This window comes from Phenylobacterium sp. LjRoot225 (assembly GCF_964252855.1).
In the GTDB taxonomy this organism is placed as follows: Bacteria; Pseudomonadota; Alphaproteobacteria; order Caulobacterales; family Caulobacteraceae; genus Phenylobacterium.
Genome location: NZ_CAXUPL020000004.1, coordinates 21,495 through 45,148 on the forward strand (window position 1 = coordinate 21,495; position 23,654 = coordinate 45,148).

23 protein-coding genes are annotated in these 23,654 nt (G+C 71.3%); 13 read left to right on the forward strand and 10 right to left on the reverse strand.

Translation table 11 applies throughout. The features are described 5' to 3' along the window. Positions 1-48 precede the first annotated feature (48 nt). Together ACSQ2B_RS20150 and ACSQ2B_RS20155 are read right to left on the reverse strand one after the other, a co-directional pair. Positions 49-954 (reverse strand): hydroxymethylglutaryl-CoA lyase, encoded by a 906-nt coding sequence (locus ACSQ2B_RS20150; protein ID WP_436052671.1) that lies wholly within the window; start codon positions 952-954, stop codon positions 49-51. After that, positions 951-2,633, reverse strand: a complete 1,683-nt coding sequence (locus ACSQ2B_RS20155; RefSeq protein WP_436052673.1) for an ArnT family glycosyltransferase — start codon at positions 2,631-2,633, stop codon at positions 951-953. Before ACSQ2B_RS20155 ends, ACSQ2B_RS20150 begins: the two co-directional genes overlap by 4 nt. Before the next feature lie 56 nt (positions 2,634-2,689). Here ACSQ2B_RS20155 and ACSQ2B_RS20160 point away from each other — a divergent pair, with 56 nt between their 5' ends. Then, on the forward strand, positions 2,690-3,415 hold the full coding sequence (locus tag ACSQ2B_RS20160; RefSeq protein WP_436052675.1) for a glycosyltransferase family 2 protein: 726 nt from the start codon (positions 2,690-2,692) through the stop codon (positions 3,413-3,415). Between the two features lie 213 nt (positions 3,416-3,628). On the opposite strand, the gene ACSQ2B_RS20165 is transcribed toward ACSQ2B_RS20160, so the two are convergent. Next, complete coding sequence (locus tag ACSQ2B_RS20165) at positions 3,629-3,961, reverse strand: hypothetical protein (protein WP_436052677.1); 333 nt, start codon at positions 3,959-3,961, stop codon at positions 3,629-3,631. 112 nt (positions 3,962-4,073) lie between these two features. Next, positions 4,074-4,730, reverse strand: a complete 657-nt coding sequence (gene phaR / locus ACSQ2B_RS20170; RefSeq protein ID WP_436052678.1) for a polyhydroxyalkanoate synthesis repressor PhaR — start codon at positions 4,728-4,730, stop codon at positions 4,074-4,076. Positions 4,731-4,916: 186 nt separating this feature from the next. On the opposite strand from phaR, the gene ACSQ2B_RS20175 reads away from it, so the two are divergent. The 3 genes from ACSQ2B_RS20175 to ACSQ2B_RS20185 all read left to right on the forward strand — a co-directional run bounded on the left by ACSQ2B_RS20175 (position 4,917) and on the right by ACSQ2B_RS20185 (position 7,709). Next, a complete protein-coding gene (locus tag ACSQ2B_RS20175) occupies positions 4,917-6,104 on the forward strand; it encodes an acetyl-CoA C-acetyltransferase (RefSeq protein WP_436052680.1) in 1,188 nt (395 codons plus the stop codon). 47 nt (positions 6,105-6,151) lie between these two features. Continuing rightward, entirely contained in the window at positions 6,152-6,877 is a 726-nt protein-coding gene (locus ACSQ2B_RS20180; protein ID WP_436052682.1) for a beta-ketoacyl-ACP reductase, read from the forward strand. A 109-nt stretch (positions 6,878-6,986) separates the two neighbouring features. Beyond that, positions 6,987-7,709 carry a DUF4908 domain-containing protein gene (locus tag ACSQ2B_RS20185; RefSeq protein ID WP_436052684.1) on the forward strand — a complete coding sequence of 241 codons (723 nt, stop codon included), beginning with the start codon at positions 6,987-6,989 and terminating at the stop codon, positions 7,707-7,709. A gap of 18 nt (positions 7,710-7,727) precedes the next feature. Here the strand turns inward: ACSQ2B_RS20185 and gloB are convergent, their stop codons facing one another. Further along, on the reverse strand, positions 7,728-8,489 hold the full coding sequence (gene gloB / locus ACSQ2B_RS20190) for a hydroxyacylglutathione hydrolase (RefSeq protein ID WP_436052686.1): 762 nt from the start codon (positions 8,487-8,489) through the stop codon (positions 7,728-7,730). Positions 8,490-8,605: 116 nt separating this feature from the next. On the opposite strand from gloB, the gene ACSQ2B_RS20195 reads away from it, so the two are divergent. Both ACSQ2B_RS20195 and ACSQ2B_RS20200 read left to right on the forward strand, forming a co-directional pair. Beyond that, the gene (locus tag ACSQ2B_RS20195; RefSeq protein ID WP_436052687.1) at positions 8,606-9,415 is read left to right on the forward strand and encodes a class I SAM-dependent methyltransferase; all 810 of its coding nucleotides are present in this window, start codon (positions 8,606-8,608) and stop codon (positions 9,413-9,415) included. 36 nt (positions 9,416-9,451) lie between these two features. After that, complete coding sequence (locus ACSQ2B_RS20200) at positions 9,452-9,796, forward strand: P-II family nitrogen regulator (protein ID WP_436052688.1); 345 nt, start codon at positions 9,452-9,454, stop codon at positions 9,794-9,796. A gap of 37 nt (positions 9,797-9,833) precedes the next feature. Here the strand turns inward: ACSQ2B_RS20200 and ACSQ2B_RS20205 are convergent, their stop codons facing one another. The 4 genes from ACSQ2B_RS20205 to metX all read right to left on the reverse strand — a co-directional run bounded on the left by ACSQ2B_RS20205 (position 9,834) and on the right by metX (position 14,033). Beyond that, complete coding sequence (locus ACSQ2B_RS20205) at positions 9,834-11,525, reverse strand: TPR end-of-group domain-containing protein (RefSeq protein ID WP_436052689.1); 1,692 nt, start codon at positions 11,523-11,525, stop codon at positions 9,834-9,836. A 77-nt stretch (positions 11,526-11,602) separates the two neighbouring features. Then, a complete protein-coding gene (locus tag ACSQ2B_RS20210; protein ID WP_436052691.1) occupies positions 11,603-11,944 on the reverse strand; it encodes a UrcA family protein in 342 nt (113 codons plus the stop codon). 165 nt (positions 11,945-12,109) lie between these two features. Further along, entirely contained in the window at positions 12,110-12,823 is a 714-nt protein-coding gene (gene metW, locus ACSQ2B_RS20215) for a methionine biosynthesis protein MetW (protein ID WP_436052693.1), read from the reverse strand. Between the two features lie 52 nt (positions 12,824-12,875). After that, positions 12,876-14,033 carry a homoserine O-acetyltransferase MetX gene (metX, locus tag ACSQ2B_RS20220; protein ID WP_436052694.1) on the reverse strand — a complete coding sequence of 386 codons (1,158 nt, stop codon included), beginning with the start codon at positions 14,031-14,033 and terminating at the stop codon, positions 12,876-12,878. A 216-nt stretch (positions 14,034-14,249) separates the two neighbouring features. Between metX and ACSQ2B_RS20225 the strand changes: the two genes are divergently transcribed. The 4 genes from ACSQ2B_RS20225 (at position 14,250) to ACSQ2B_RS20240 (ending at position 17,689) form a co-directional block, all read left to right on the forward strand. Continuing rightward, complete coding sequence (locus ACSQ2B_RS20225; RefSeq protein ID WP_436052696.1) at positions 14,250-14,747, forward strand: SixA phosphatase family protein; 498 nt, start codon at positions 14,250-14,252, stop codon at positions 14,745-14,747. Beyond that, positions 14,744-15,085: a DUF952 domain-containing protein gene (locus ACSQ2B_RS20230; RefSeq protein WP_436052698.1), complete on the forward strand. Its 342-nt coding sequence runs from the start codon at positions 14,744-14,746 to the stop codon at positions 15,083-15,085. Before ACSQ2B_RS20225 ends, ACSQ2B_RS20230 begins: the two co-directional genes overlap by 4 nt. Next, positions 15,082-16,143 (forward strand): quinone-dependent dihydroorotate dehydrogenase, encoded by a 1,062-nt coding sequence (locus tag ACSQ2B_RS20235; protein WP_436052700.1) that lies wholly within the window; start codon positions 15,082-15,084, stop codon positions 16,141-16,143. Before ACSQ2B_RS20230 ends, ACSQ2B_RS20235 begins: the two co-directional genes overlap by 4 nt. Before the next feature lie 73 nt (positions 16,144-16,216). Then, a complete protein-coding gene (locus tag ACSQ2B_RS20240; protein ID WP_436052701.1) occupies positions 16,217-17,689 on the forward strand; it encodes a sensor histidine kinase in 1,473 nt (490 codons plus the stop codon). A 246-nt stretch (positions 17,690-17,935) separates the two neighbouring features. On the opposite strand, the gene ggt is transcribed toward ACSQ2B_RS20240, so the two are convergent. After that, the gene (ggt, locus tag ACSQ2B_RS20245) at positions 17,936-19,675 is read right to left on the reverse strand and encodes a gamma-glutamyltransferase (RefSeq protein WP_436052703.1); all 1,740 of its coding nucleotides are present in this window, start codon (positions 19,673-19,675) and stop codon (positions 17,936-17,938) included. Between the two features lie 245 nt (positions 19,676-19,920). Between ggt and ACSQ2B_RS20250 the strand changes: the two genes are divergently transcribed. The 3 genes from ACSQ2B_RS20250 to ACSQ2B_RS20260 all read left to right on the forward strand — a co-directional run bounded on the left by ACSQ2B_RS20250 (position 19,921) and on the right by ACSQ2B_RS20260 (position 23,621). Continuing rightward, complete coding sequence (locus ACSQ2B_RS20250) at positions 19,921-21,153, forward strand: hypothetical protein (protein ID WP_436052704.1); 1,233 nt, start codon at positions 19,921-19,923, stop codon at positions 21,151-21,153. Positions 21,154-21,372: 219 nt separating this feature from the next. Then, positions 21,373-22,593 (forward strand): alpha/beta hydrolase, encoded by a 1,221-nt coding sequence (locus ACSQ2B_RS20255; protein ID WP_436052705.1) that lies wholly within the window; start codon positions 21,373-21,375, stop codon positions 22,591-22,593. Beyond that, on the forward strand, positions 22,569-23,621 hold the full coding sequence (locus ACSQ2B_RS20260) for a glycosyltransferase family protein (protein ID WP_436052707.1): 1,053 nt from the start codon (positions 22,569-22,571) through the stop codon (positions 23,619-23,621). The genes ACSQ2B_RS20255 and ACSQ2B_RS20260 overlap by 25 nt, the downstream gene beginning before the upstream one ends. Positions 23,622-23,654 lie beyond the last annotated feature (33 nt).

Here is a 23,654-nt window from a genome sequence, read left to right on the forward strand (position 1 = left end):
CCCGGACAAGCGCTGTGCGCTTTCCGGGATGACACGGAGGTTTGGCGGCTAAGCCCTCGCCGGGAAAGGCCCGGCGCGGTCGAGCGCGGCGACAGGGGCCTTGCCGAGCAGGCCGGACACCCAGCGGCCGGCTGCGATCAGCTTGTCGAGGTCATATCCGGTCGTGAAGCCCGCCCGCTCCAGCATGTAGACCAGGTCCTCGGTGCCGATGTTGCCGGTGGCGTTCGGCGCGAACGGGCAGCCGCCCAGGCCGCCGCAGCTGGCGTCGAGGATGTCGACCCCGGCCTCGACGCTGGCGAAGGCGTTGGCAAGGCCGGTGTTGCGCGTGTCGTGGAAGTGCATCCGCAGCCTGGCGTTCGGCGCGGCCATGCGCGCCTGTTCGATGCGGCGCCGGACGAGCCAGGGATCGGCCACGCCGATGGTGTCGGCGATCACCACCTCCGGCAACTGCAGCTCGTCGGCGACCCGGACGATCCTCAACACCTGTTCGTCAGAGACCTCGCCGTCGAAGGGGCAGCCGAAGGCGACGCTGATCGTGACGCTGATCGGAGGGCCGCCGTTCAGCTCGCGCTTGGCGGCGATCGCCCGCAAGGCCGCGAGCTGTTCCTCCACCGAGGCGCCCTGGTTGCGAATGCCGAAGCCGTCGGTGGCGCAGACCACCACATTGGCCTCGTCGCAGCCGGCCTGGACGCAGCGGTCCCAGCCGCGCTCGTTGAGCACCAGGCCGATGCGCGAGCGGCCGGCATAGGGCGACAGGGCGGCGGAAATCTCCTCCGCGCCGGCCATCTGCGGCACCCGCTTCGGATTGACGAAGGAGACCGTCTCGATCCGCTGCGCGCCGGCCTCTTCCAGCCGGTGGATGAACTCGAGCTTCTGGCTGACGTCCAGCAGCGCCTTCTCGTTCTGCAGCCCGTCCCGGGGCCCGACCTCGACGATTTCAATGCGGCGGCTCACGGCGGCGCTCCCTGTTCGACGGTTCCGCGGGCTTCATAGATCCGCAGGGACATCGGGTCGCCGTTGGAATAGTCCAACCCCTTCACCTCGCCCACTTGCACGGCCACCGCCCCGGCGGCCCTCAGGGCCGCGCGGAAGGCGGCGTCCTGGCGGCCTTCCACCACGGCCGGGCGATTTTCGGCGATGGCCTGGGCGGCTTCCTCGGCGTCGTCCAGCTCGGTCGCGGTGCCGAGCGCGAAGACCAGGCTCGGTTCGGCGTAGCCCGCGACCGCCACCGGCGCGTCCGCGATCCCCTGGCGGGGCAGCAGCTTGGCGCGCTCCATCGCAGCTTCGGTGCGCGCCGAGAGCCACAGGGGCGCGAGCCGGGGCGCCAGTCCCGCCAGCAGCACTGCGTGGCCCAGCACGCCGCAGGCGAGGGCGGCGGCCACCGCCTCGCGGGGCCGGTCGCGCGCCAGCAGCCAGGCGCCCGCCAGGCCGGCGGCCATGAACAGCAGGGCGGCGGCGACGGCGGCTGGCGTGGCGCTCGGGTCGCCATAGGTCGCAAGCACATAGAGGGCGGCGGCGGCCAGCAGCCCGCCGAACAGCAGGCCCAGGCCCGCGCCGGTCCAGCGCACGCGCGGACCCAGCGGCTGGACGAGGGCGGCCGCGGCCAGCCAGGCCAGGGCGCCATAGGTCGGCAGCGGATAGTGCACCAGCTTGGTCGGCATGGCCTCGAACACCAGCCAGGCGGGGATCAGCCAGGCCAGGGCGAACCTCACCCCCGGCTCGCGCCGGCGTTTCCAGCCGACCACCGCGGCCGCCGGCAGCATCAGCGTCATCGGGAATGACAGCAGGGGCGCCAGCAGGGTGTGATAGCCGGGCGGCGCGCCATGGGTCTCCTGGCCGCTCACCAGCTTTGACCCGAGGTCCCCGCCCAGGGCGGCGCTCCAGAAGGCGCCGTCGGTGGCCACGGTGACGGCGCCGGCCCACGGGCCGACGATGACGGCGACGACGATCAGCCCCCACCACCACCTCATGCCGACGAGCCAGCCCGGCCGGCGGTCGAGGATCGCCAGCAGCACGATGGCGAGCGCGACGACCATCGGCCCGATCGGGCCCTTCACCAGGGTGGCGACCCCGATCGCCACCCAGAACAGCCAGACGGCGCTGCGCGGCGCGGGCGAGCCGTCGCGGGCGGCGGCGTAGATGCGGGCGAGCGCCGCCATCGCCAGCGTGGTCGCGCCGCACAGCACGGCGTCGGTCTTGGCGATCATCGCCTCGGTGGAGAGCAGCAGGGTGGTTCCCAGCATGACCCCGGCGAGAAGGCCCCCCTCCGCGCCGAAGAAGGCCGCGGCCCCCCAGGCGCAGGCGGCGGCCGCCAGCATCGCCCCGAGCAAGGAGGGGATGCGGTAGGCCCAGATCGCCCGGGCCTCGGGATCCGAAAACAGCGAGACGCTCGCGGCCTGCATCCAGTGGATGCCGACCGGCTTCTTGAAGCGCGGCGCGTCCTGGTAGCGGATGACCACGAAGTCGCCGGTCTCGAGCATCTGCGCCGTGGCCTGGGCGAAGCGCGATTCGTCGCGATCCAGCGGCGGGACGGCCAGCATCCCCGGCAATCCCGCGAGGAAGGCGATGAAGGCAGCCACCGCAGGACCGCGCCAGCCGCGGCTGAACCGCGCCAGTTGAGCATCGAGCATCATGGGCCGCCTGATAGCACGATCCTTTCCTGATCAGCCTTTTCCGCTATGGGAAGGCGATGGCTCAGGCGCCCGACATCTCCGTGGTGATTCCCGTCTTCGACGAGGAGGGCGCCGCCCCCGGCTTGGCGCGCGAGGTGGCCAGGGCCTTCGCCGGTCGCAGCTTCGAGCTGATCTTCGTCAACGACGCCAGCCGTGACGCCACGCGCGCGGTCTTGGGGGCGCTGTCCGCCGAGATCCCGCAACTGCGGGTGCTGAGCCACGCGAAGAACGCCGGCCAGAGCCGGGCCATCCGCACGGGGGTCCTGAACGCGCGCGGCGCGATCATCGTCACCCTCGACGGCGACGGCCAGAACGACCCGGCCGACGGTCCTGCGCTGGTGGACGCCCTCATGGCCGGTCCGCCCGAGCTGGCGCTGGTCGGCGGCGAGCGGGTCAAGCGACAGGACAGCCGGGCCAAGAAGATCGGCTCGCGGATCGGCAACGGGGTGCGCCGGCGGCTCCTGAAGGACACGGCGAACGACACCGGCTGCGGGCTGAAGGCGTTCCGCCGCGAGGCCTTCCTGCGGCTTCCCTACTTCGACCACATCCACCGCTACCTGCCGGCGCTGATGCTGCGTGAGGGCTATCGCACGGCGTTCCGGCCCGTGAACCATCGTCACCGCCAGACCGGCCGGTCGAAGTACACCAACCTGGGCCGCCTCTGGGCCTCGGTATCCGACCTGATGGGCGTGATCTGGCTGCAGTCGCGCGCCCGCAATCCGGGCATGGTCGAAGAGGGTTAGGCGGCGCCTTCGACCCTCGACCGGCCTCGATCTGCACCCGGGTCCAATTACGTGAACGCCGTGAAGATCAGGGCGACGACGGCGATGTCAAGGATGCGGTAGGCGAGCTGCATGCCCGCCGCGCAGCAAGACTTGCGCCAGGCTTGTCCCTAGGAGGCGCGCCAGTGAAGGCGCGCGCCGAGGCGATTTCTGCTCGGCAGCAATCGCCGGCCGTCAGATCTCGGTCTTGGCGATGCGGCCCTTGCGGGCGCGGCGGTCCTTGGCGCCGGACCATTCGATGCGATTGTAGCTGGCCGAGGCGTTGTCGATCGCCGTGGGGCCCGCGCGCAGGCCGCGCTTCTGGCCGTCCTGGCCGAGCAGGTGAGCGTCGAAGGTGGCGCCGCTGGCCGGAGTCTCGGCGCGCGGCGGGATCGTCTGCGGGCTGTCCACCGGAACCGGCAGGCCGGGGCGCTCGGCCTCATGGGCCTGTTGCGCACGTTCGGTTTCGGTGTGGGCGGCGCGCCGCAGCCGCGCGGCGCGGCGAATGGGGTCGATCGAAGAGCTCATCGGGCCGCCATCCTGGGGGGCGAGGGTTAAGAAACGCTCGCGACCGTGCGAACGGTCGAGCGCGTTCCGATCGCAACAGCGGACGCCGCTTTTGCGGAAGCGCTCGGCTCGATCAGCTCTTCGAGGCCAGCTTCTCGATCTGCGCCTGCATCTCTTCCATGCGCCTGCGCAGGTCGGCGACCGCGTCGTCCTGCACCGGCTCGGCCTTCGCGGCCGGGGAGGACGGCGGGGGCGGCGGCGCAGAGCCGGCGGCCTCGCCGGGCTTGGCGAAGGCGAAGGGCGAGAACATCTTCATCGCCCGGTCGAAGAGGGCGAGGTTCTGCCGGATCTGCTCTTCGTAGGCGCCCATGCCGATGCCCGTACCGATGCCAGGCGCGATGCCGGTGGTCTGGCCGAGCGCCGCCAACTGGTTGCGCAGCTGTTCCTGCTGTTGGGTGAAGGTCGACAGCGACAGCTCCAGATAGCTGGGCAGGAAGGCCTGCATGGAGTTGCCGTAGAAGCCGATCAGCTGCCGCAGGAACTGGATCGGCAGCAGGCTCTGACCCTGGCTCTCCTCTTCGAAGATGATCTGGGTCAGCACCGTGCGGGTGATGTCCTCGTTCGTCTTGGCGTCATAGACGACGAAATCCACCCCCTTCTTCACCATTTCGGCGAGGTGCTCGAGGGTCACATAGGAGGAGGACGCGGTATTGTAGAGCCGGCGGTTCGCGTATTTCTTGATCACCACCCGCTCGTCTCGCGGAGCGCCGGTCTCCGGGGTGCTCGCCATCCCAAGTCCTTAGTTTTTCGGCGGTCGCCGGTTCGTGACCGCATTCTGCAGTGCAGTATCGCGGATGCGAGCTTAATATCAAATGGCTGACGTTCTCAGCCTTCGCCCTGCTCACGGACGTGCCGCCCTCGACCTGGGTCGCCACACGCCCGCGTGACAGCCAACGCCCTGCCGAGGAGTTCATAGATGAGCGACATCGTCATCGTTTCCGCCGCCCGCACGCCCGTGGGCTCCTTCAATGGCGCGCTGTCCAGCCTGCCGGCACACGAACTCGGCGGGATCGCCATCAAGGCGGCCGTCGAGCGGGCGGGGATTTCCGCGGCCGAGGTCGAAGAGGTGATCCTGGGCCAGGTGCTGCAGGCCGGCGCCGGCCAGGGCCCCGCGCGACAGGCGGCGTTCAAAGCCGGGGTGCCGGCGGCCTCGCCCGGCTGGTCGCTGAACCAGCTCTGCGGCTCGGGCCTGCGGGCTGTCGCCCTGGCCGCCCAGCAGATCCAGGACGGCTCGGCCAGGATCGTCGTCGCCGGCGGCCAGGAGAGTATGAGCCAGTCGCCGCACGCCGCCCAGCTGCGCAACGGCGTGAAGATGGGCGAATTCGGCATGGTCGACACCATGATCAAGGACGGCCTCTGGGACGCCTTCCACGGCTACCACATGGGCCAGACCGCGGAGAACATCGCCGCCCGCTGGCAGATCACGCGCGAGGACCAGGACAATTTCGCCGTTTCCTCGCAGAACCGCGCCGAGGCGGCCCAGAAGGCCGGCCGGTTCGCCGACGAGATCGCGCCGGTGACCATCAAGACCCGCAAGGGGGAGACGGTGGTCGACCAGGACGAATACATCCGCCACGGCGTAACGATCGACAGCATCTCCGGCCTGAGGCCTGCCTTCACCAAGGACGGCTCGGTGACCGCGGGCAACGCGTCGGGGCTCAACGACGGCGCCGCGGCCATGGTGCTGATGACCGCCGACGAGGCCAAGGCGCGTGGGCTGAAGCCGCTGGCGCGCATCGCCTCCTGGGCTCACGCCGGGGTGGAGCCGGAAATCATGGGCACCGGCCCGATCCCGGCCAGCCGCAAGGCGCTGGAAAAGGCCGGCTGGTCGATCGCTGACCTCGACCTCATCGAATCCAACGAGGCCTTCGCCGCCCAGGCGGTCTGCGTGGTGCGCGAGCTGGGGCTGGATCCCGCCAAGGTGAACGTGAACGGCGGGGCGATCGCCATCGGCCATCCCATCGGCGCCTCTGGCGCCCGGATTTTGACCACCCTTCTCCATGAGTTGAAGCGGACCGGGGCAACCAAGGGTCTCGCCACCCTTTGTGTTGGTGGCGGTATGGGTGTCGCAGTCTGTGTAGAAAATCTGCATAAATCGAACTGAGGTCAGGGGCCGCACGGCGGCGCCGGCCCAATTCAGGGAGCAGGCGCATGGCGAGAGTGGCTTTCGTGACGGGCGGAACCCGGGGGATCGGCCATGAGATCGTGGCGCGATTGAAAGCCGACGGCATGAAGGTCGCCGCCGGCTACTCCGGCAACGACGCCGCCGCCGAGGCCTGCGCCAAGGAGTTCGACGTCATGGTGGTCAAGGGCAATGTCGGGGTCTTCGAGGACTGTCAGCGCGCGATCGCCAAGGTCGAGGCCGAACTCGGCCCGGTGGACGTGCTGGTCAACAACGCCGGCATCACCCGCGACACCGTCTTCCACCGCATGTCGCCGGAGCAGTGGGGCGAGGTCGTCCGGGTGAATATGGACAGCCTCTACAACATGACCCGCCAGGTGATCGAAGGCATGCGCGAGCGCGGCTGGGGACGGATCATCAACATTTCCTCGATCAACGGCCAGAAGGGCCAGATCGGCCAGAGCAACTATTCCGCCGCCAAGGCCGGCATGCTGGGTTTCACCAAGGCGCTGGCCCTGGAGAACGCCAAGAAGGGGGTGACGGTGAACGCCATCGCGCCGGGCTATATCGACACCGAGATGGTGCAGGCGGTGCCGGAGAAGGTGCTGCAGTCGATCATCGACCAGATCCCGGTCGGACGACTTGGCCGTGGCGAGGAGATCGCCGATGTGGTTTCCTTCCTGGCCGGCGAACGGGCGGGCTATGTGACCGGCGCCACCTTGACCATCAACGGCGGCCAGTTCATGGGCGGTTGAACGCCGTACCCACGTCCAAAAAGCGCCCCAGTCGGACGGCATCAACGATGGAGTCATGACGGGCGACCCACGCGCGAATTGTAGGGCCATGTTCGCAGCGGCGGCGCTCATGGCCTCCGCGTGCGTCGGTCCCGCATGGGCGGCGCCGGAAAATCTCCGTCAGGGCCTGTTCGGCCACGAGGGCTTTGAATCCCGCCAGTTCCGGGCGCCGCCGGTGGCGCGCTACGTTTCGGAGGACGGCGACGGTTTCGTGGTCGACCGCACCCAGGCCGGCCGGGTGCTGCTGAAGTTCGACAACAGCCCCGAGGTCTGGGCGCTGCAGGCCAAGCCCGGGCCGCGCGGCGACACCATCTACAAGAACGACCTGGGAGAGTCGGTGCTGCGGGCCACCCGGCTGGGCGGCGTCACCATCTTCACCGACCAGCGCCCGAGCGGCTCGGCGGCGGCCCTGTCCGGCGCCAGCAATCCGCTGCGGCTCCAGCCGCTCGGGCCGCAGGCGCTGCTGGAGCGCCTGGCTCAGTCCAGCGCGCGCGCCAGTCGCGCGGCGCGCCGGCTGATCTCGTTCAACGCCGACGCCACCCCGGCCTCGTCCGCCCTGATCGCCGACGCGGCCGCCGTGGCCAGCGAGGCGGTGGCGCGGATGGCGCGCCGCCCGGACGCCGCCCAGATCCTGTCCCGCGTCCGGCAGGTGCGGCTGGAGGAAGGTCGCCGGCCGGGCGTCCAGCTGTCCGGCGGCCGGCTGCAGATCACCGTCGCCCCGGCCCAGGGTCTCGCCGGGCGTCCCTCGTCCGAGCGGATCGTCGCCGCCGCCGAGCAGGCCGCGAACCGCTAGCTTCGGCGACAGCCGGGATCAGCCCTTGAAGACGTCCTTGGCGGCGCGCACGGCGGCGAAGGCCTTGAAGTCGGGCTCGCCGGCGGCGCCGACCCGTTCCGCAAGTTGAGGCGCGCGCAGGAAGGGGTTGGTGGCCTTCTCCAGCCCGATGGTGGTGGGCACCGTCGGCTCGCCGCGCTCGCGGGCGGCGAACACCGCCCCGGCGCGGGCCTTGACCGCGGGATCGTCGTCGACCGAGAGCGCGAAGCGGGCGTTGGCGGCGGTGTACTCGTGGGCGCAATAGACCCGGGTCTCGTCCGGCAGGTCGGCCAGCCGCTGCAGGCTCGCCCACATCTGGTCCGGCTGGCCTTCGAACAGCCGCCCGCAGCCCAGGGCGAACAGGGTGTCGCCGACGAAGGCGATGCGGTCGGCGGCGTCATGGTAGGCCACGTGGCCCAGGGTGTGGCCGCCGGACTCGATCACCTCGAAGCGGGTCTCGCCGAGCATCACGTGGTCGCCGCCGCGCACCTCGCGGTCGAGGCTGGTGAGGCGGGTGACCTCGGCCGGACCGACGACCTGGGCGCCGGTGGCGGCCTTGACCTCTTGGTTTCCGCCGGCATGGTCGGGGTGCCAGTGGGTGTTGAGGATCAGGGCGAGCGTCCAGCCCAGCTTCGACAGCTCGCGCAGGATGGCGCCGGCGTCGGGGGTGTCGATGCAGGCGGCGAGGCCCGAGGCCTCATCGCGAACCAGGAATCCGTAATTGTCTTCCAGGCAGGGAAACTGGTGGACCGTGAGGGGCATCCCTAAGTTTCTCCTGTACGACAGCCGAGGCCCAAGCATTTAGGTTGGCCGACCCCCCGGGTCGAGCCCCTGGAGGCTCGAGCCGCCGGCGCCAAATGAAACAACCGCGAGTCTGAATGCGCAGGGACGTTCTCGAGCTTCGTCAGTTCTACGCTTCCGACCTCGGCCGCGCTGCGCGCGCGATGGTGACCCGCAAGGTGGTGGAGGCCTGGGGCGACGCCCGCAGCCAGGACGTTCTGGGCCTGGGCTACGCCACGCCCTTCCTCGCCAGCCTGGAGGACCGGGCCCGCCGGGTGGTCGCGGCCATGCCCGCCCAGCAGGGGGTGGAGGTCTGGCCGGGCGGACGGGGCAATCTGACCAGCCTGGTGGCTGAGGACGCGCTTCCCTTCGGCAACGCCTTCTTCGACCGGATCCTGGTGGTGCACGCGATCGAGGAGGCCGCCGATCCGGTCGGCCTGCTGCGCGAAGTCTGGCGAGTGCTGGCGCCCTCGGGCCGGGTGGTGGTGGCGGTCGCCTCGCGCCACGGCCCCTGGGCCAATGTCGAGACGACGCCCTTCGGCCACGGCCGCCCCTATAGCCGCGCCCAGCTGGCCGAGCTGCTGCGCGAGGCAGAGCTCGAGCCGTCGGGCTGGACGCGGGCGCTCTATGTGCCGCCGGTCGCCTGGATGGCGCGCTGGGCCGAAGGGTTCGAGCAGGTGGGCTCGCGCATCTGGCCGGGAGTCTCGGGCCTGGTGCTGATGGAGGCCGTCAAACAGACCTTCGCGGTCAAGCCCCGCGCACAGCGGGTGCGGCGCCTGGCGGTGCGGCCGGTCCTCTCGCCCTCGCCCGGAGCCGCCGCGCCAGTCTCCCGTGGGGACCTCTCCCGCGGCGATCTCTCCCCGGAGGCGCTCACGGGCGGCCTTGGAGACCGGCGGCGAAACCCGTAGCTTGTCCTTTGCAAACTCTAGTCGGAGACGCGCGCCATGAAGATGATTGTTGCGGTGATCAAGCCCAGCCGTCTGGACGCGGTCCTCGACGCGGTGACCGAGGCCGGCGCCTCGGGGCTGACCGTCACCGAGGTGCGCGGCTACGGCCGCCAGCGCGGCAAGACCGAGGTCTATCGCGGGGCGGAGTACGAGGTGAAGCTGCTGCCCAAGGTGAAGCTGGAGATCGCGGTGTCCTCCGACATCGCCGGCGCCGTGGTCGAGGCCGTGCAGCGCACCGCCAACACCGGCAAGATCGGCGACGGCAAGGTCTTCGTCATGGACCTCGAACAGGCGCTGCGCATTCGCACCGGCGATCGCGACGACGCGGCGATCGCGGGCTAGCCGCCTGCGGCCGACGACCGCCTCGCTTCAGCGGCGCTCAGGCCTGGGGCAAGCCCAGACGCACGCCGGCGCGCCGGACCATCTCCTGGAAGCGGGGATCGTCGCGGATGGGGTCCAGGTCCGGGTCGTGGGCGATGTGGCGCAGAAGGCCTGTGGCGCACTGAGCGAGGACGGGCTCCAGCAGTTCGACCGCCAGTTCGTAGTCGCCGACGCAGGCGCTCATGCCGCAGGCGAAGTTGTAGCGCATGCGCGAGTTGTCGGGGTCGATGAGCAGGCCGCGCTCCACCAGGGCCCGGGCGCGCTCGACCTGGCCGAGCGCCGTCAGGGCGCCGACGGCGCAGCCGATGGCGCTGAGGCTGACGATGTCTCGGGCCAGCGCCTTTTCCGCGCGCGCCAGCACCCTCTGGGCGGAGGCGCGCAGGCCGGCGGCGTCGCCGACGGCGCAGTAGCTGGAGAGCAGAAGCCCGCCTTCCGCGGCCCAGATCTCGCTGGCGGTGGTAGCGTATTCGAGGTGGGGAATGGCCGCGGCGAAGTCCCGCTCGGCGTAGAAGAAGCGGCCGGCGACCGCGCGCACCAGGGCGGAGTCCGGTTCGAGCCGAAGCGCGATATCCAGCTCCTCGCGTGCGGCCTCCATCTGCCCGTCCTGCAGCAGGTAGCGCGCCTTGATGGCGTGGGGCTCGGCCTGATCCGGGTCGAGCGCCAGCGCCCGTTCGATCGCTTCCCGGCCGCCGTCCCGTGGAATGGCGAGATGGCAGAGCAGGGCGGTCTGCGCGGCGGCGATCAGCGACCAGGCCTGGGCGTAGTCCGGATCCAGCGTCACGGCGCGCCGGCAGAGCCGCTCGATCGCCTCCAGCTGCCGCAGCTCGCCAAAATCGACGCCGCCGCCGACATAGTACCGGCGCGCCAGCAGGTAGAGCTCATAGGCTTCCGGATGATGGGTGCCGCGTTGCTCGATCGCCTCCCGCTCCTCGGGTAGGAGGTGCAGCCGCAGCGCCTCGACGATGGCGCGCGTCAGCTCGTCCTGCAGGCCGAAGATGTCCGATACCGCCCGGTCGTAGCGTTCGGCCCAGAGGTGGGCGCCCGTGGCGCCGTCGATCAGCTGTGCGGTGACGCGGACCCGGCCGCCGGCCTTGCGCACGCTGCCCTCCAGCACATGGCTGACGCCCAGCCGGCTGGCGAGCTCGGGCACGCCCACCGCGACCTCGCGCAGCGAGAAGGAGGTCGTGCGCGCCAGCACCGAAAGGGCTGAGACCTTGCTCAGGTCGGTGATGACGTCCTCGGTCATCCCGTCGCTGAAATAGGCCTGCTGCGGATCGTCGCTCATGTTGAGGAAGGGCAGGACGATGATCGACGGACCCGCCGCGCCAGCCGCCTTCTCTTCGCGCCGCAGGAGGCGGTAGCCGACCTTGGTCACGGTTTCGAGGCGGAAGCCTTCGAACCGTTCCGCCAGCCGGCGGATGCGGCCGACCACGCGCTCGATGGCGTCCTCGCCGACGATCGCGCCGTTCCAGCAGGACTCCAGCAGATCGTCGCGCGAGACGACGCCGCCCTCGGCCTTCAGCAGGGCGACCAGAACCTGCATCACCCGCGGCTCGACGATCTCCTCGCGGCCGTCGGCATGGGCGATGCGCCGGAGCATGGGCTCGATCCGCAGGTCGCCGACGACGACCGCGGGCTCGTTCGCGAGCTGGATGCGGCGCGCCTCCAGCTCGACGTCAGACGTGCTCATGTCCGGCGCAACTCCCAGGGGTTCGCCGCGACAATAGTCCCGCGGCGCCGTCGAGCGAAGGCCTGTGGCTGGAAAGCTCAATCTGCAGACGCCACGGTGGTCGTGACGATGGGGGTTCCGTTCACCGCGGCGAGCATCGGGTTGCGCGCCGAGGCGACGGCGGCGTTCACGGCCTTGCGCACGCAGGCCGTGGTCAGGGCCTGCCGGTTCAGGTCGCGGACGTTCGGCTCCTCGCCGCAGATCGCGCGGGCGGCGGTGTTGATGCGGCGCAGAGCGGCCTGGGCGCCGTCGGGACGTTGCAGGTCGAGGTCGGAAATTTTGATCCGGGTGGAAATCTGGTCGGCTGGCGAAGCGCCGGCGGGGGTCGCTGCGAACGCGAGGGCTGCGGCGATCAGGGAGGCGATGGTTTGCGAACGCATGGCTGCGGTTCCTCTTGGCTCGGCGCATGTCAGCGCCACGCCGCTAGAAGACCGCACGGCCGCCCCAACCGGCAGGGCGTGGAGCCGATCATTGCCCGATGATGCGCCGATGAGACGCCGCTCGACCCGTCGATCCGCGTCGACCGTCGCCTCGCGGCTTCGGCCTCAGGCCTTGGCTTTCGCCCGCGCCCGCCGCTTCGGCGTCGGCTCGGCGTCAGTCGGCGCGACCTCGCCGAACAGGTCCACCTGGGCCGGCGCGCGGGGCGGCGCGGCGCGGTGGCTGAGCAGGAAGAGGGCGCTTTCCGAGCGCCAGTTCTCGATCGGCTTCTCAGGATCGATCGGCCGCGCCGGCTTGCCGCCCGACAGGGCCGAACAGGCGTCGATGCGCAGGTCCAGCTCGCGGCACAGCTCGGTGAAGTCGCGCAGCGTGCAGAGGTGGATGTTGGGGGTCGACCACCAGGGCTCGGGCAGGGCGCGGGTCTCCGGCATCCGGCCTTTGGCGACCAGCGCCCAGCGCACCCGCCAGTGGCCGAAGTTCGGCAGCGAGACCACCGCCTGGTCGGCGATGCGCAGCAGCTCGGAGAGCACGTGCGCCGGCTCGCGCATCTGCTGCAAGGTCTTGGACAGGACCGCGTAGTCGAACGCCTGGGTCGGAAAGTAGTCGAGGTCGCGGTCGCCGTCGCCCTGGACCACCGCCAGCCCCTTGGCGAGGCAGGCCGAGACGCCCTCCTGGCCAATTTCCAGCCCCTGGCCGTCGACGCCCTTTTCGCGGGTCAGGAGCTCCAGCAGGTCGCCCTCGCCGCAGCCGACGTCGAGCACGCGCGCGCCTGGGCGCACCAGCCGCAGAATTTCCCGGAAGTCCTCACGCAGGTCGTTCATGCAGGGCGCTCCAGGCCCTCTCCCCGGGGGGAGAGGGCGATCGTTGGGACGCTCACGCCAGTCCCCGCGCTTGGGCCTGGGCCGAAAGGAAGCCGCGCAAGGACGCGTCCAGATGCGGCTCGTCGAGCAGGAAGGCGTCGTGGCCCTTGTCGCTGACGATCTCGGCGAAGCTGGCGCGGCAGCCCGCGGCGTTCAGCGCCCGCACCACGTCGCGGCTCTCCGAGGTCGGATAGAGCCAGTCGGAGGAGAAGGAGAGCACGCAGAACTTCACCGCACGCGCCTTGGCGAAGGCTTCGGTCAGCACCCCGCCGTGCTTGGCCGCCAGATCGAAATAGTCCATCGCCCGGGTGATGTAGAGGTAGGAGTTGGCGTCGAAGCGGTCGACGAAGCTCTGGCCCTGGTGGCGCAGATAGCTTTCCACCTGGAAGTCGGCGTCGAAGCCCCAGGACAGGCCGTCGCGCTGCAGCTCGCGGCCGAATTTCCGCTGCAGGGCGGCCTCGGAGAGATAGGTGATGTGCGCGGCCATGCGCGCCACGGCCAGCCCCTTTTCCGGCCGCGTGCCCGCCTGCTCGTAGGCGCCGGCGCGCCAGTCGGGGTCGGCCATGATCGCCTGACGGCCGACCTCGTGGAAGGCGATGTTCTGGGCCGAGTGCCGCGGCGCCCCGGCGATGCAAATCGCCGAGAACAGCTTCTCCGGATAGTCCGCCGCCCACTGCAGCACCTGCATCCCGCCCATCGAGCCGCCGACCACGGCGAACAGGGACTCGATGCCCAGCGCCTCCACCAGCATGGCCTGGGCCCGCACCATGTCGGCGATGGTGATCACCGGGAAGGCGAGGCCGTAGGGCTGGCCGGTCTTGGGGTCGATCGAGGCTGGGCCCGTCGAGCCCATGCAGCCGCCGATGACGTTCGAGCAGATGATGAAGTAGCGCTCCGGATCGAGCGGCTTGCCGGGCCCGATGACCCGGGTCCACCAGCCGGGCTTGCCGGTGGTGGGATGGATGGAGGCGACGTGCTGGTCCCCGGTCAGCGCATGACACACCAGGACCGCGTTCGAGCGGTCGGCGTTCAGCCGGCCGTAGGTGTTGTAGGCGATTTCCAGCGGGGCCAGCTTCGCGCCGGAGTCCAGGCGCAAGGGCTTGTTCGCCGGGAACCTCATCGTCCCGCCCTGGGTCTCGGCGCCAGCGGTCGCTGCGGCGGCTTCGCTCATGAGGGCCTTGGACCGCCAAGCCCTTTCAGTGTCAATGGCTTCGCAGCCGATGTTGGTCCCGCGACAGCGCATGGGAGCGCGGCCGTCGCCGGTTTCGCCGTCAAACGCGCTCTAAACTCTTGAAACTCTTGATTTGGGGTCCTTCTGAGCGGCGCAGGTGATTCCACCCGAGCCTGAAAGGCTCTAAGAGGCGCGGACGAGGGGGCGAGAGCATCCATGGACCGGCTCATCCTGCTGCGGCACGCCAAGGCCGAAGGCGAAGCGCCGAGCGGCGACGACTTCGATCGCGCGCTTGCGCCGCGCGGCCGGCGCGAGGCCAAGGCCATGGGCGAGCGCCTGGCGGCGATGGGCGTTCGCCCGGACGTGGTGCTGGTGTCGCCGGCGCTTCGGACCCGCGAAACCTGGGAGCTCCTCGGCGCCGCCCTGCCGGGCGCAGACGTCCGCTTCCTGCCTGCCCTCTACAACGCCGAGGTCGGGGTGATCCGCCAGCTCAGCGAGGACGCCGGCGAACACGGCGGCGTGGTGATGGTCGTCGCGCACAATCCCGGCCTTCAGGACCTGACCGTGCGGCTGCTGCGCGAGGGCGCGTCGCCGGCCGCCTATCTGGCCCGGGCCCAGCGGGCCTTCCCGCCAGCGGCGGTCGCGATCTTTGATTTCGACGCCGCCGGCCGGGCTGTGGCCGACGGGCTTTTCTATCCGGAGCGCGACGCTTGAGCCGCATCTACAAGATCCTGCCGCGGGCGGACTGGGACGCCGCCCGCACGTCGGGCCTGTTCGCCGGCTCCGCGATCGACCTGCAGGACGGCTACATCCACCTCTCCACCGCGGACCAGGCGCAGGAGACCGCCCGCCGCCACTTCCATGGTCAGCCGAACCTGGTGGTCCTGGCGGTCGAGGCTGACGACCTGGGCGAGGCGCTGCGCTGGGAGCCTTCCCGTGGCGGCGCGCTCTTCCCGCACCTGTACGCGCCGCTCGACGCGGCCCGGGTGATCGCCGTAACGGAAGCGCCGCTGGACGCTGACGGCGTTCCCCAGATGGGAGATTTGGCGTGAGCGCCCTGCACGGTCTCGCCACCAAGGTGCTGCACGCCTTCGATCCGGAGGACGCCCATGGCCTGGCCGTCCGCGCCCTGCAGGCCGGGCTGGGACCGCGCGCGGCGGCGGACGATCCGATGCTGGCGATCGAGGTCGCGGGTCTGAAGCTGCCCAATCCGATCGGCCTGGCGCCCGGCTTCGACAAGAACGCCCAGGTGTTCGGCCCCATGCTGCGGGCCGGCTTCGGCTTCGTCGAATGCGGCACGGTCACGCCCAGGCCGCAGGCAGGCAATCCGCGGCCGCGCCTGTTCCGGCTGACCGAGGACCAGGCGGTGATCAACCGGCTGGGCTTCAACAACCAGGGCCTGGAGGCCTTCGCCGGTCGGCTGAAATCCCGCAGGCCATTCTCCAAGGGTGCAAGGGGCGTGGTCGGCGCCAACATCGGGGCGAACAAGGACTCCGAAGACCGCATTGGCGACTATGTCGCCTGCCTGACGCGGCTCTGGGGGCTGGCCTCCTACTTCACCATCAACATTTCCTCGCCCAACACGCCCGGCCTGCGCGCCCTGCAGACCAAGGCGGCGCTGCAGGAGCTGCTCGGCCGGCTGGCCGAGGCGCGCGACGCCCTGCCGCGCGAAGGCCTGGTCCCGATGTTTCTCAAGGTCGCCCCCGACCTGGAAGAGGGCGAGGTCGAGGCCATCGTCGAGACGGTCGAGGCCAACGGGCTGGCCGGCGTCATCGTCACCAACACCACCATCTCGCGCCCGGACCTGACGTCGCGTTTCCGCGACGAGACCGGCGGCCTCTCCGGCGCGCCGCTGAAGGCGTTGTCGACCCGCAGGCTGGTCGAGTTCGCGGCGGCGTCCAACGGACGGCTGGTGCTGATCGGCGCCGGCGGCGTGGCCAGCGGCGAGGACGCCTACGCCAAGATCCGCGCCGGCGCCTCGGCCGTGCAGCTCTATTCAGCCCTGGTCTATGAAGGACCCGGCCTGGTGACGCGCATCAAGCGCGAGCTCGCCCAATGCCTTCGCCGCGACGGCTTCGCCGACGTGCGCGAGGCGGTAGGCCGCGCCTGACCCGGTCCGCCCGCCCCATATTCCAGATCCCGCCCGCGTTGCCGAAGCGGGCTGGGTGGATTACGGGATAGGTATGGCGGACGCGCCCACGCCGCAGGAGCATCCGAGACCGTTCGCGCGCCGATTCTTCTGGCCCGGCGGTCTCTCCGCCCGTTTGCTGGTGCTGACGGTGCTGTTCGTCGCCCTGGGCGGCGCGCTCACCCTGCCGCCGTCGCTGGCGGCCTATGAACGTCAATGGCTGCTGGACCGGGTGCGCGCCGCCGAGCTCGCCTCCCTCGCGCCCGAGGTCGCTCCCGACCGGGTGGTCAGCGAACAGCTGAAGGCCCAGTTCCTGAACGGCGCCGGCGTCGACATCGTGGCGGTCTCGGTCGACGGCATCCGTTCGCTGGTGTTCGCCCGTCCCAGGCCCGGCCAGACGCGCGCGCCCTACCTCGTCGACCTGCGTCAGCACGGCCCCGGTCTCGGCTGGCTTGCGCCCTTCCAGACCCTGTTCGGGCCCGACGGCCGGCGCGTGCGGGTGATGGCCGAGCCCCGGTTCCGCAAGGCCGACTTCGTCGAGTTCGTGGCCTCCGACGGCGAGCTGAAGCGGGCGCTGGCCCTCTACCTCTGGCGGCAGGTCTTCATCACCGCCTTCGTCTCCACCATCACCGGCGTCTTCGTCTACCTGGCCCTGAACCTGTTCCTGGTGCGGCCGATGCAGCGGATCACCCGGGCGATGGAGCGGTTCCGCGCCGACCCGGAGGATCCCGAGGCCCGGGTCGAGCTGTCCGGCCGTCGCGACGAGATCGGCCGCGCCGAGGCGGAGCTGAACCGGATGCAGGCCGACCTGCGCGCCGCCCTGCATTCCCGCGCCCGGCTGGCGGCGTTGGGCGAGGCAGTGGCCAAGATCAACCACGACCTGCGCAACATGCTGACCAGCGCCCAGATCGCCTCGGAGCGGCTGGCGGCGCTGAAGGACCCCAAGGTCAGCCAGGCCCTGCCGAGGCTGGAGCGGGCGCTGGACCGGGCGGTGCGGCTGGCCTCCGACGTGCTGACCTACGGCAAGACCCAGGAGCCCGAACCGGAAGTGCGCGTCCTGGCGCTGCGCCCCGCGGTGGAGGCGGCGGGCGAGGAGGCCCGGCTCGCCGACGACGGCGTGCGGCTGGCCAACGAGGTGGCCCTGGGCGAGCAGGTCAGCGCCGATCCCGACCAGCTGCACCGCATCCTCGTGAACCTGCTGCGCAACGCCCGCGAGGCGATCGAGCACGAGACCGACCGCACCGCTCCCGGCGTGATCCGGGTCTCGGCGGGCCAGGTCGACGGCGTGAGCGTCGTGCGTGTCGCCGACAACGGGCCCGGCGTGCCGGAGCGCTCGCGCGAACGGCTCTTTCAAGCCTTTTCGGGCTCCAGCCGGCCGGAGGGGGCTGGGCTGGGCCTGGCGATCGCCCGCGAGCTGGCGGCGGCGCATGGCGGCGACCTGACGCTGGCGGAGTCCGGACCGCAAGGCGCGGTCTTCGAGCTGCGCCTGCCGGCGGCGTCGGCGCGCGGGGTGCGGGTGCGGGCGTAGGGGACAGGGTGCTTTCCCTGAGGGCAGGGCTGTCACATATGCCGCAACGCCCCCTCAGTCGCTTCGCGACAGCTCCCCCCCGCTATGCGGTGGAGCATCTCGGCCCAGATCCTCCACCGCGTAGCGGGGGAGGTGGATCGCCCCCGGATCCGGCCCTTTGGCCGGTCCGGTCCGGGGTAAACTGGCGAGACGGAGGGGGCGTTGCGGCATATGCAACAGTCGCGCCCTGAGGGGGAGGATCCTCGCTCAGAACCCTCGCGCCACGCCTTCGCGGCGCGGATCCGCGCCGCCGCGCAGGCCCTGCTGCGTGGCCTCGATCCCGTGCAGGCCGGAGCCCTCCGCCCCCGTGCCGGTGATCAGGTTCACGCCGCGCGCGGCGAGGCCTTCCACCACGCCGGGAGCGAACTTGCCGATCTCGGCGTCATAGACGTCCTTGCGGGCGATCAGGTTGGGCAGGTCGATGGCCTGCTGCATCGGCAGTTTCCAGTCCAGCAGCGCGATCAGGGCTTTCAGGTCATAGGCGATGATGCCCGGGCCGCCCGGCGAACCGATGGCGGCGACGAACCGGCCCCGGCGGTCCAGCACGATCGTCGGGCTCATGGCCGAGCGCGGCCGCTTTCCCGGCGCGACCGCATTGGCGGCAGGGGCCCCGTCCGGGTCCTTGGGCGAGAAGGAGAAGTCGGTCAGCTGGTTGTTGAGGAAGAAGCCGCCGACCATGCGGCCGGAGCCGAACACGCTCTCCACGGTGGTCGTCATCGAGGCGACGTTCCCCTCGGCGTCGACGATGACCATGTGGCTGGTGCCGCTGGGCTCGAGGGTGCGGTCCGGCGCGCGCACGCGGGCGCCGGGCGGGGTTCCGGGCGCTGGCGCGGGCCCGGCGGCCGGGCCGATCAGCCGGACCCGTTGGTCGAGATAGGCCGGGCTGAGCAGCCCTTCCACGGGCACGGACACGAAGTCCGGGTCGCCGTGGTAGCGGTCGCGGTCGGCGTACATCAGCCGGCTGGCCTGGGCGAAGAGATACCAGCCCTGGGGGTCGGCGGGGCCGTGGGCGGCGATGTCGGTGCGTTCCAGGAGGCCCAGCGCCTCGAGCACGGCGGGGCCCCCGGCTGGGGCGGGCGGCAGGCAGACCACATAGATCCGGTAGGGTCGGCAGAGCGCCGGCGCCGCCTTGGGCCGGTACTGGGCGAGGTCCTGCAGGGTCAGCGCGCCCGGCAGGTCGCCCTCGCGGACGCGCGCGACGATGGCCTCGGCCAACTGGCCTTCCAGCAGACCCTTGGGCCCCTCGGCGGCGATGCGGCGGAGGCTGTCGGCGTAGGCCGGGTTCTTGAGCACGTCGCCGGCCTGGATGCGGGTCCCGTCCGGCTTGGTGAAGTAGCGCACCGCGTCGGGGGCGGCGGATTGCGGGTAGCGGGCATTGGCGGCGGCGGCGAGCCGCCGGGGGACTGGAAAGCCCTGGTCAGCCAGCCGTTCGGCGTCGGCGAACAGGCCGGACCAGGCCAGCTTGCCGTGTTGGGCGTGGGCGAGCGACAGCATGGCCACCGCGCCGGGCGCGCCGGTGGAGCGGCCGCTGAGCACGGCGACAGGGAAGGGCAGCGGCTTGCCGTCGGATCCCAGGAACATGTCCGGCGTCGCGCCCGCCGGCGCCGTCTCGCGGCCGTTGTAGGCGGTCACCGCCCGGGTGCGGGCGTCATAGTAGACCATGAAGGCGCCGCCCCCGAGGCCGGAGCTCTGCGGCTCGACGAGGCCCAGCACGGCCTGCACGGCGACGGCGGCGTCGACCGCCGAGCCGCCGCGGCGCAGCACCGCGACGCCGGCCTCCACCGCCATCGGATTGGCCGCCGACACCATGGCGTGGGCGGCGACGCCGGTGGTCTCAGGCGCCTGGCTGGCGATCGCGGGGACGCCGGGCGCCGGCGCGGGCAGGGTGCTGCAGCCGCCGAGGCCGGCGACGAGGGCAAGCGCGAGAAGGCGGGACTTAAACGGCAAGGCGACGCTCCGGACTGGGCGCGCACCATAGCCGCGGGCCGATGGACAACAACCGCGCAGGGCGACGTCAGGCCCGGCCCCGCAAGCGGCGCCCCCATTGGGTCGTCCGGGCCCGCCGCCTGATCATCGACGCGCCCGGTCAGAACGTCGTCCGGGCGTCGACGGTCCTGCTGCGCGATCTGAAGGTATAGCGGCGCTTCTTGAACGTCGTTAGGTTGCGCCGCGGAAACGTTGGGAGGCTCCGCATGGCTTGGTCACGTCAAATCGCATCAGTCATCATTCTCGCCGCCGCCGGGCCGGCGGCCGCGCAGCCGGTCCAGAAGGTCACCGGGCCCGTGGCGACCTACTGGATGAGCGCCCAGACCCAGTCGGGCTTCGGCATGCCGGGCGCCGGCGGCCAGCCGGACCGCGGCCAGATGATGCGGATGATGATGGGCGGCGGCGGCGGGGCGCAGCATCTGCTGACCCTGCAGCTCGGCTCTTCGCGCAAGCCGCAGGGCGAGCCGGAGGCCGAGCACCTGGCGCCCGCGAACCTGCGCGCCGGCGCCAGCCTTCCGCTGGTGACGCCCCGCGCCCAGCCCGCGCCGCGGGGCGAGGACACGCCGGACGTGCCGCGCGACTTCCAGAAGCCGAAGGGGAAGATGCTGATCTTCTGGGGCTGCGGCGAGCGCGCGCGGCCGAACCAGCCGGTGGTGATCGACTTCTCCAAGATGTCCGCCGGCCAGGTGCCGCCGGGCTTCCAGGCGATGATGCGCGGCCTGGGCGCGGCGCCGATGCAACCGCCGTCGCCCTCGCGCAACGCCACCTATGGCGAATGGCCGAACCCGAAGTCGCGCAGCAGCGTCGGGTCGGGCGGCTCCCTGGTCGGCGAGCACGCGGTGCGCGGCGACTACACGCCCGACATCCGCTTCAGCCTGACGCCCAACCAGGACTTCCTGAGCGCGCTCAACCTCTCGACCAACGCCAAGACCCCGGGCGGGGCGATCCAGCTCGGCTGGAACATGGTCCCCAACGCCACCGGCTATTTCGCCAGCGTCATGGGCGGAAACCAGGACACGGTGGTGCTCTGGAGCAGCGCCGAGGTCCAGGCTTCGGCCTTCGCCGCGCCGGACTACCTCTCGCCGTCGGAAGCCTCGCGGCTGGTCGCCGCGCGCGGCCTGCTCAGCCCGCAGACCACGCGCTGCGCCGTCCCGAAGGAGGTGATCGACGCGGCGCCGCAGGCGCTCGTCCAGCTGTTCGCCTACGGCCAGGAGGCCAACTTCGTCTATCCGCCTCGCCCGACCGATCCGAAAATCGCCTGGAACAAGGAATGGCAGGTCAAGGTGCGCTACCGTTCCGCCACCGGCGGCATGCTGGGCATGGCGACGCCGGGGATGGCGGACGACTCCGATGATCGCGACGATCCGCAACGCAAGGAAAAGCGCCGCGGCTCGATCATGCGCGGCCTGGGCGGGGCGATCGGCGTTCCCGGCTTCTGATCCGGCCCTTCCGGCGCAGGCCGCAAGCGGCTAGTGTCCCGCTTCCGAAGTTCGCAGGCGCTTGTGGCGGGCTCCGACGAACTTCGGAATCGAGAAGGACACTAGCAAGTGTCAGTTTCTAGTGTGCTTTTTTGGATCTGAAGTTCGCCACGGCGCGTGACCCAGATGCTGGCGAACTTCAGATCCAGCACACTAGAGCGCCCTGACGGAGGGCGGCCTTTGACTCTCGAGACTCTGACGCGGCGCGATGTGCAGACACGGCTGGGCGTGGTTCCGCTGTGGAGCCGCCCGGAGGTCTTCGCCTCGGCCAAACCCCTGGTGCTGGCCATCACCGGGGCCTTCGCCGGCCCCGACGACCTGTCGCGGCTTCCCGAGGTGATGTCGCCGATGGCCGAGGCCGCGGTCCTGCACATCCCGGGGATCGGGGCGCCGCTGTTGAGCGATCCTTCGATCGAGGGGTTCTCCAGCGCGGTCGGCGAGCTGATCGACCAGCTGTTCGCCGATCGCCGGGTGGTCGTGCTGGGCGTCTCGATCGGCGCCGTCGCGGCGCTGGGCGTGCGGGCGCGAAGCGTGCGCCGGATCGTGGCGGTGGAGCCGCTGCTGGCCACGGCGGCGCTCTGGCCGATGGCGGACTCCCTGCGCGCCCATCTCGCCGGCCTGCCGGCGGACAGTCCGATCCATCCCCTGTTCGCACAGCTGTTCGGCGTCTCGCGAGAAGCGATCGCGCCGCGCCTCTATCACCAGGTCCTCGACGGGCTGGCCGTTCCGGTCGACGTGGTCCTCGCCAGCGAGCCGCTCCACCCCCGTCGGCCGGTGGCGCGGATGCCCAGCCTGGTGGACGCGCCTGAACGCGCCCTTCTCGCCAGCCTGCCGCGGGTGCGGATGCACCTGGCGCGCGGCGCAGGGCACAACGTCCAGGGCCAGGCGTCCAAGACCCTGAAGGAGCTGCTGTTCGAGGCCTGCCGCCGCGCCTCGGCCGATCCCGCCTATGACCCGCGCGGGCTCGACGAGGCCCTGGTCGAAGCCGTCCCGCTGACCGCCGCCCGCGTCGTCCACTGGGGTCCGGGGGGCCGGGCTTTCGCTGGCGGCTACCTGTCCTGGAATCCGACCGCCCAGGTGAATGTGCTGGGCGAGGACCCCGCGGCCGCTCTCGATCCGGCCGAGGCCGGGGGGCTGGACGCGGTGGTGCTGGGCGCCCCGCCGCCGCCGGGCCTGCTGGCCGGCCTCGTCGCAGCGCTTCGGCCGGGCGGGGACCTGGTCGCCCGCTGGGCGGGCGAGGACGGCCGCGCGGCCTGGCCGGCGCCGGCCTCGCGCTCGGCCCGCCGGTGGACGCCGCGGGGACCGGGGTGGTCCGCGCGCGCAAGATCGCGGCGGGGTCCGGCCGGGCGGAGGGGCCCGCGCCGCTGCAGCTCGAGATGGTGGCTTTCGCCAGCTATCTGATGGACGTGCGCACCCGCCTGCCGGTGCGCGGCCTCCGCTCCGATCCCGACCTGGTCGTCGAATATGTCACCCCGCCCTACACCCCCCAGCCGCTGCCGCACGCCGCGCCCAAGGTGCTGGTGATGCAGCGGCCGGGCGACGACGCCTTGGAGGAGGGGCTGGGCCGCCTGGCCTACGCCGTCGCCCGCGGCTGGCTGCTGGTCATGGAGTACGACGACCACCCGGCTCTGGTGGCCGAGGTGAAGCCGCGGCCGTTCGATCCGGCCGAGATGGACCGCTTCGGCCTGGTCCACGCCGTGCAGACCACCACCGAGCCCCTCGCCGAGGCCTTCCGCCCGCACAATCCGGAGGTGAAGATCTTCGAGAACGCGGTGTTCGAGCTCGCCCCCTTCCCGCAGGGGCCGCCGTCCCGGCGGGTCTTCTATGGCGCCATCTCGCGCGGCGGCTTCGGGGTGGAGGTGGCCCGGGTGCTGGCCCCCGTCGTCGCCGAGTTCCCGGACCTGGAGTTCGTGGTGCTGGGCGACGCCGCGGTGTTCGAGGCCCTGCCGACCGCCAACAAGGTCTTCGAGGACTACCTGCCCTATGAGGCCTATCTGGCGCGGATGGCCGGCTGCGCCGTCTCGCTGTCGCCGATCGAGGCCCTGCCGCTGCGCGAGACCAAGAGCGACGCCAAGTTCCTCGACGCCGCCCGCGCCGGGGTCGTCACCATCGCCTCGCCGCTGATCTACGACCGGACGATCCGCCACGGGGTCAACGGCCTGCTGGCGCGAAAGCTGGAGGACTGGCCGGCCCTGCTCCGCCAGGCCCTGGCCGATCCCGCGCAGACCCGCGCCATCGGCCGCAACGCCTGGGACTATGTGCGCACCCAGCGGATGTTCGCCCGCCAGGTCCCCGAGCGCGCCGCCTGGTATCGCGACCTCTGGGCGCGCCGCGAGGCGCTGAACGCGGCGGCCCTGGCGCGCGTCCCCGGCCTCGCCGAAGCCGTCGCCCTCCAGACCGCCCAGCTGCGCCTGCAGGCCGCTCCGTGACAGCTGCGTTGCGTTTGGGGTTGAACCCGATCC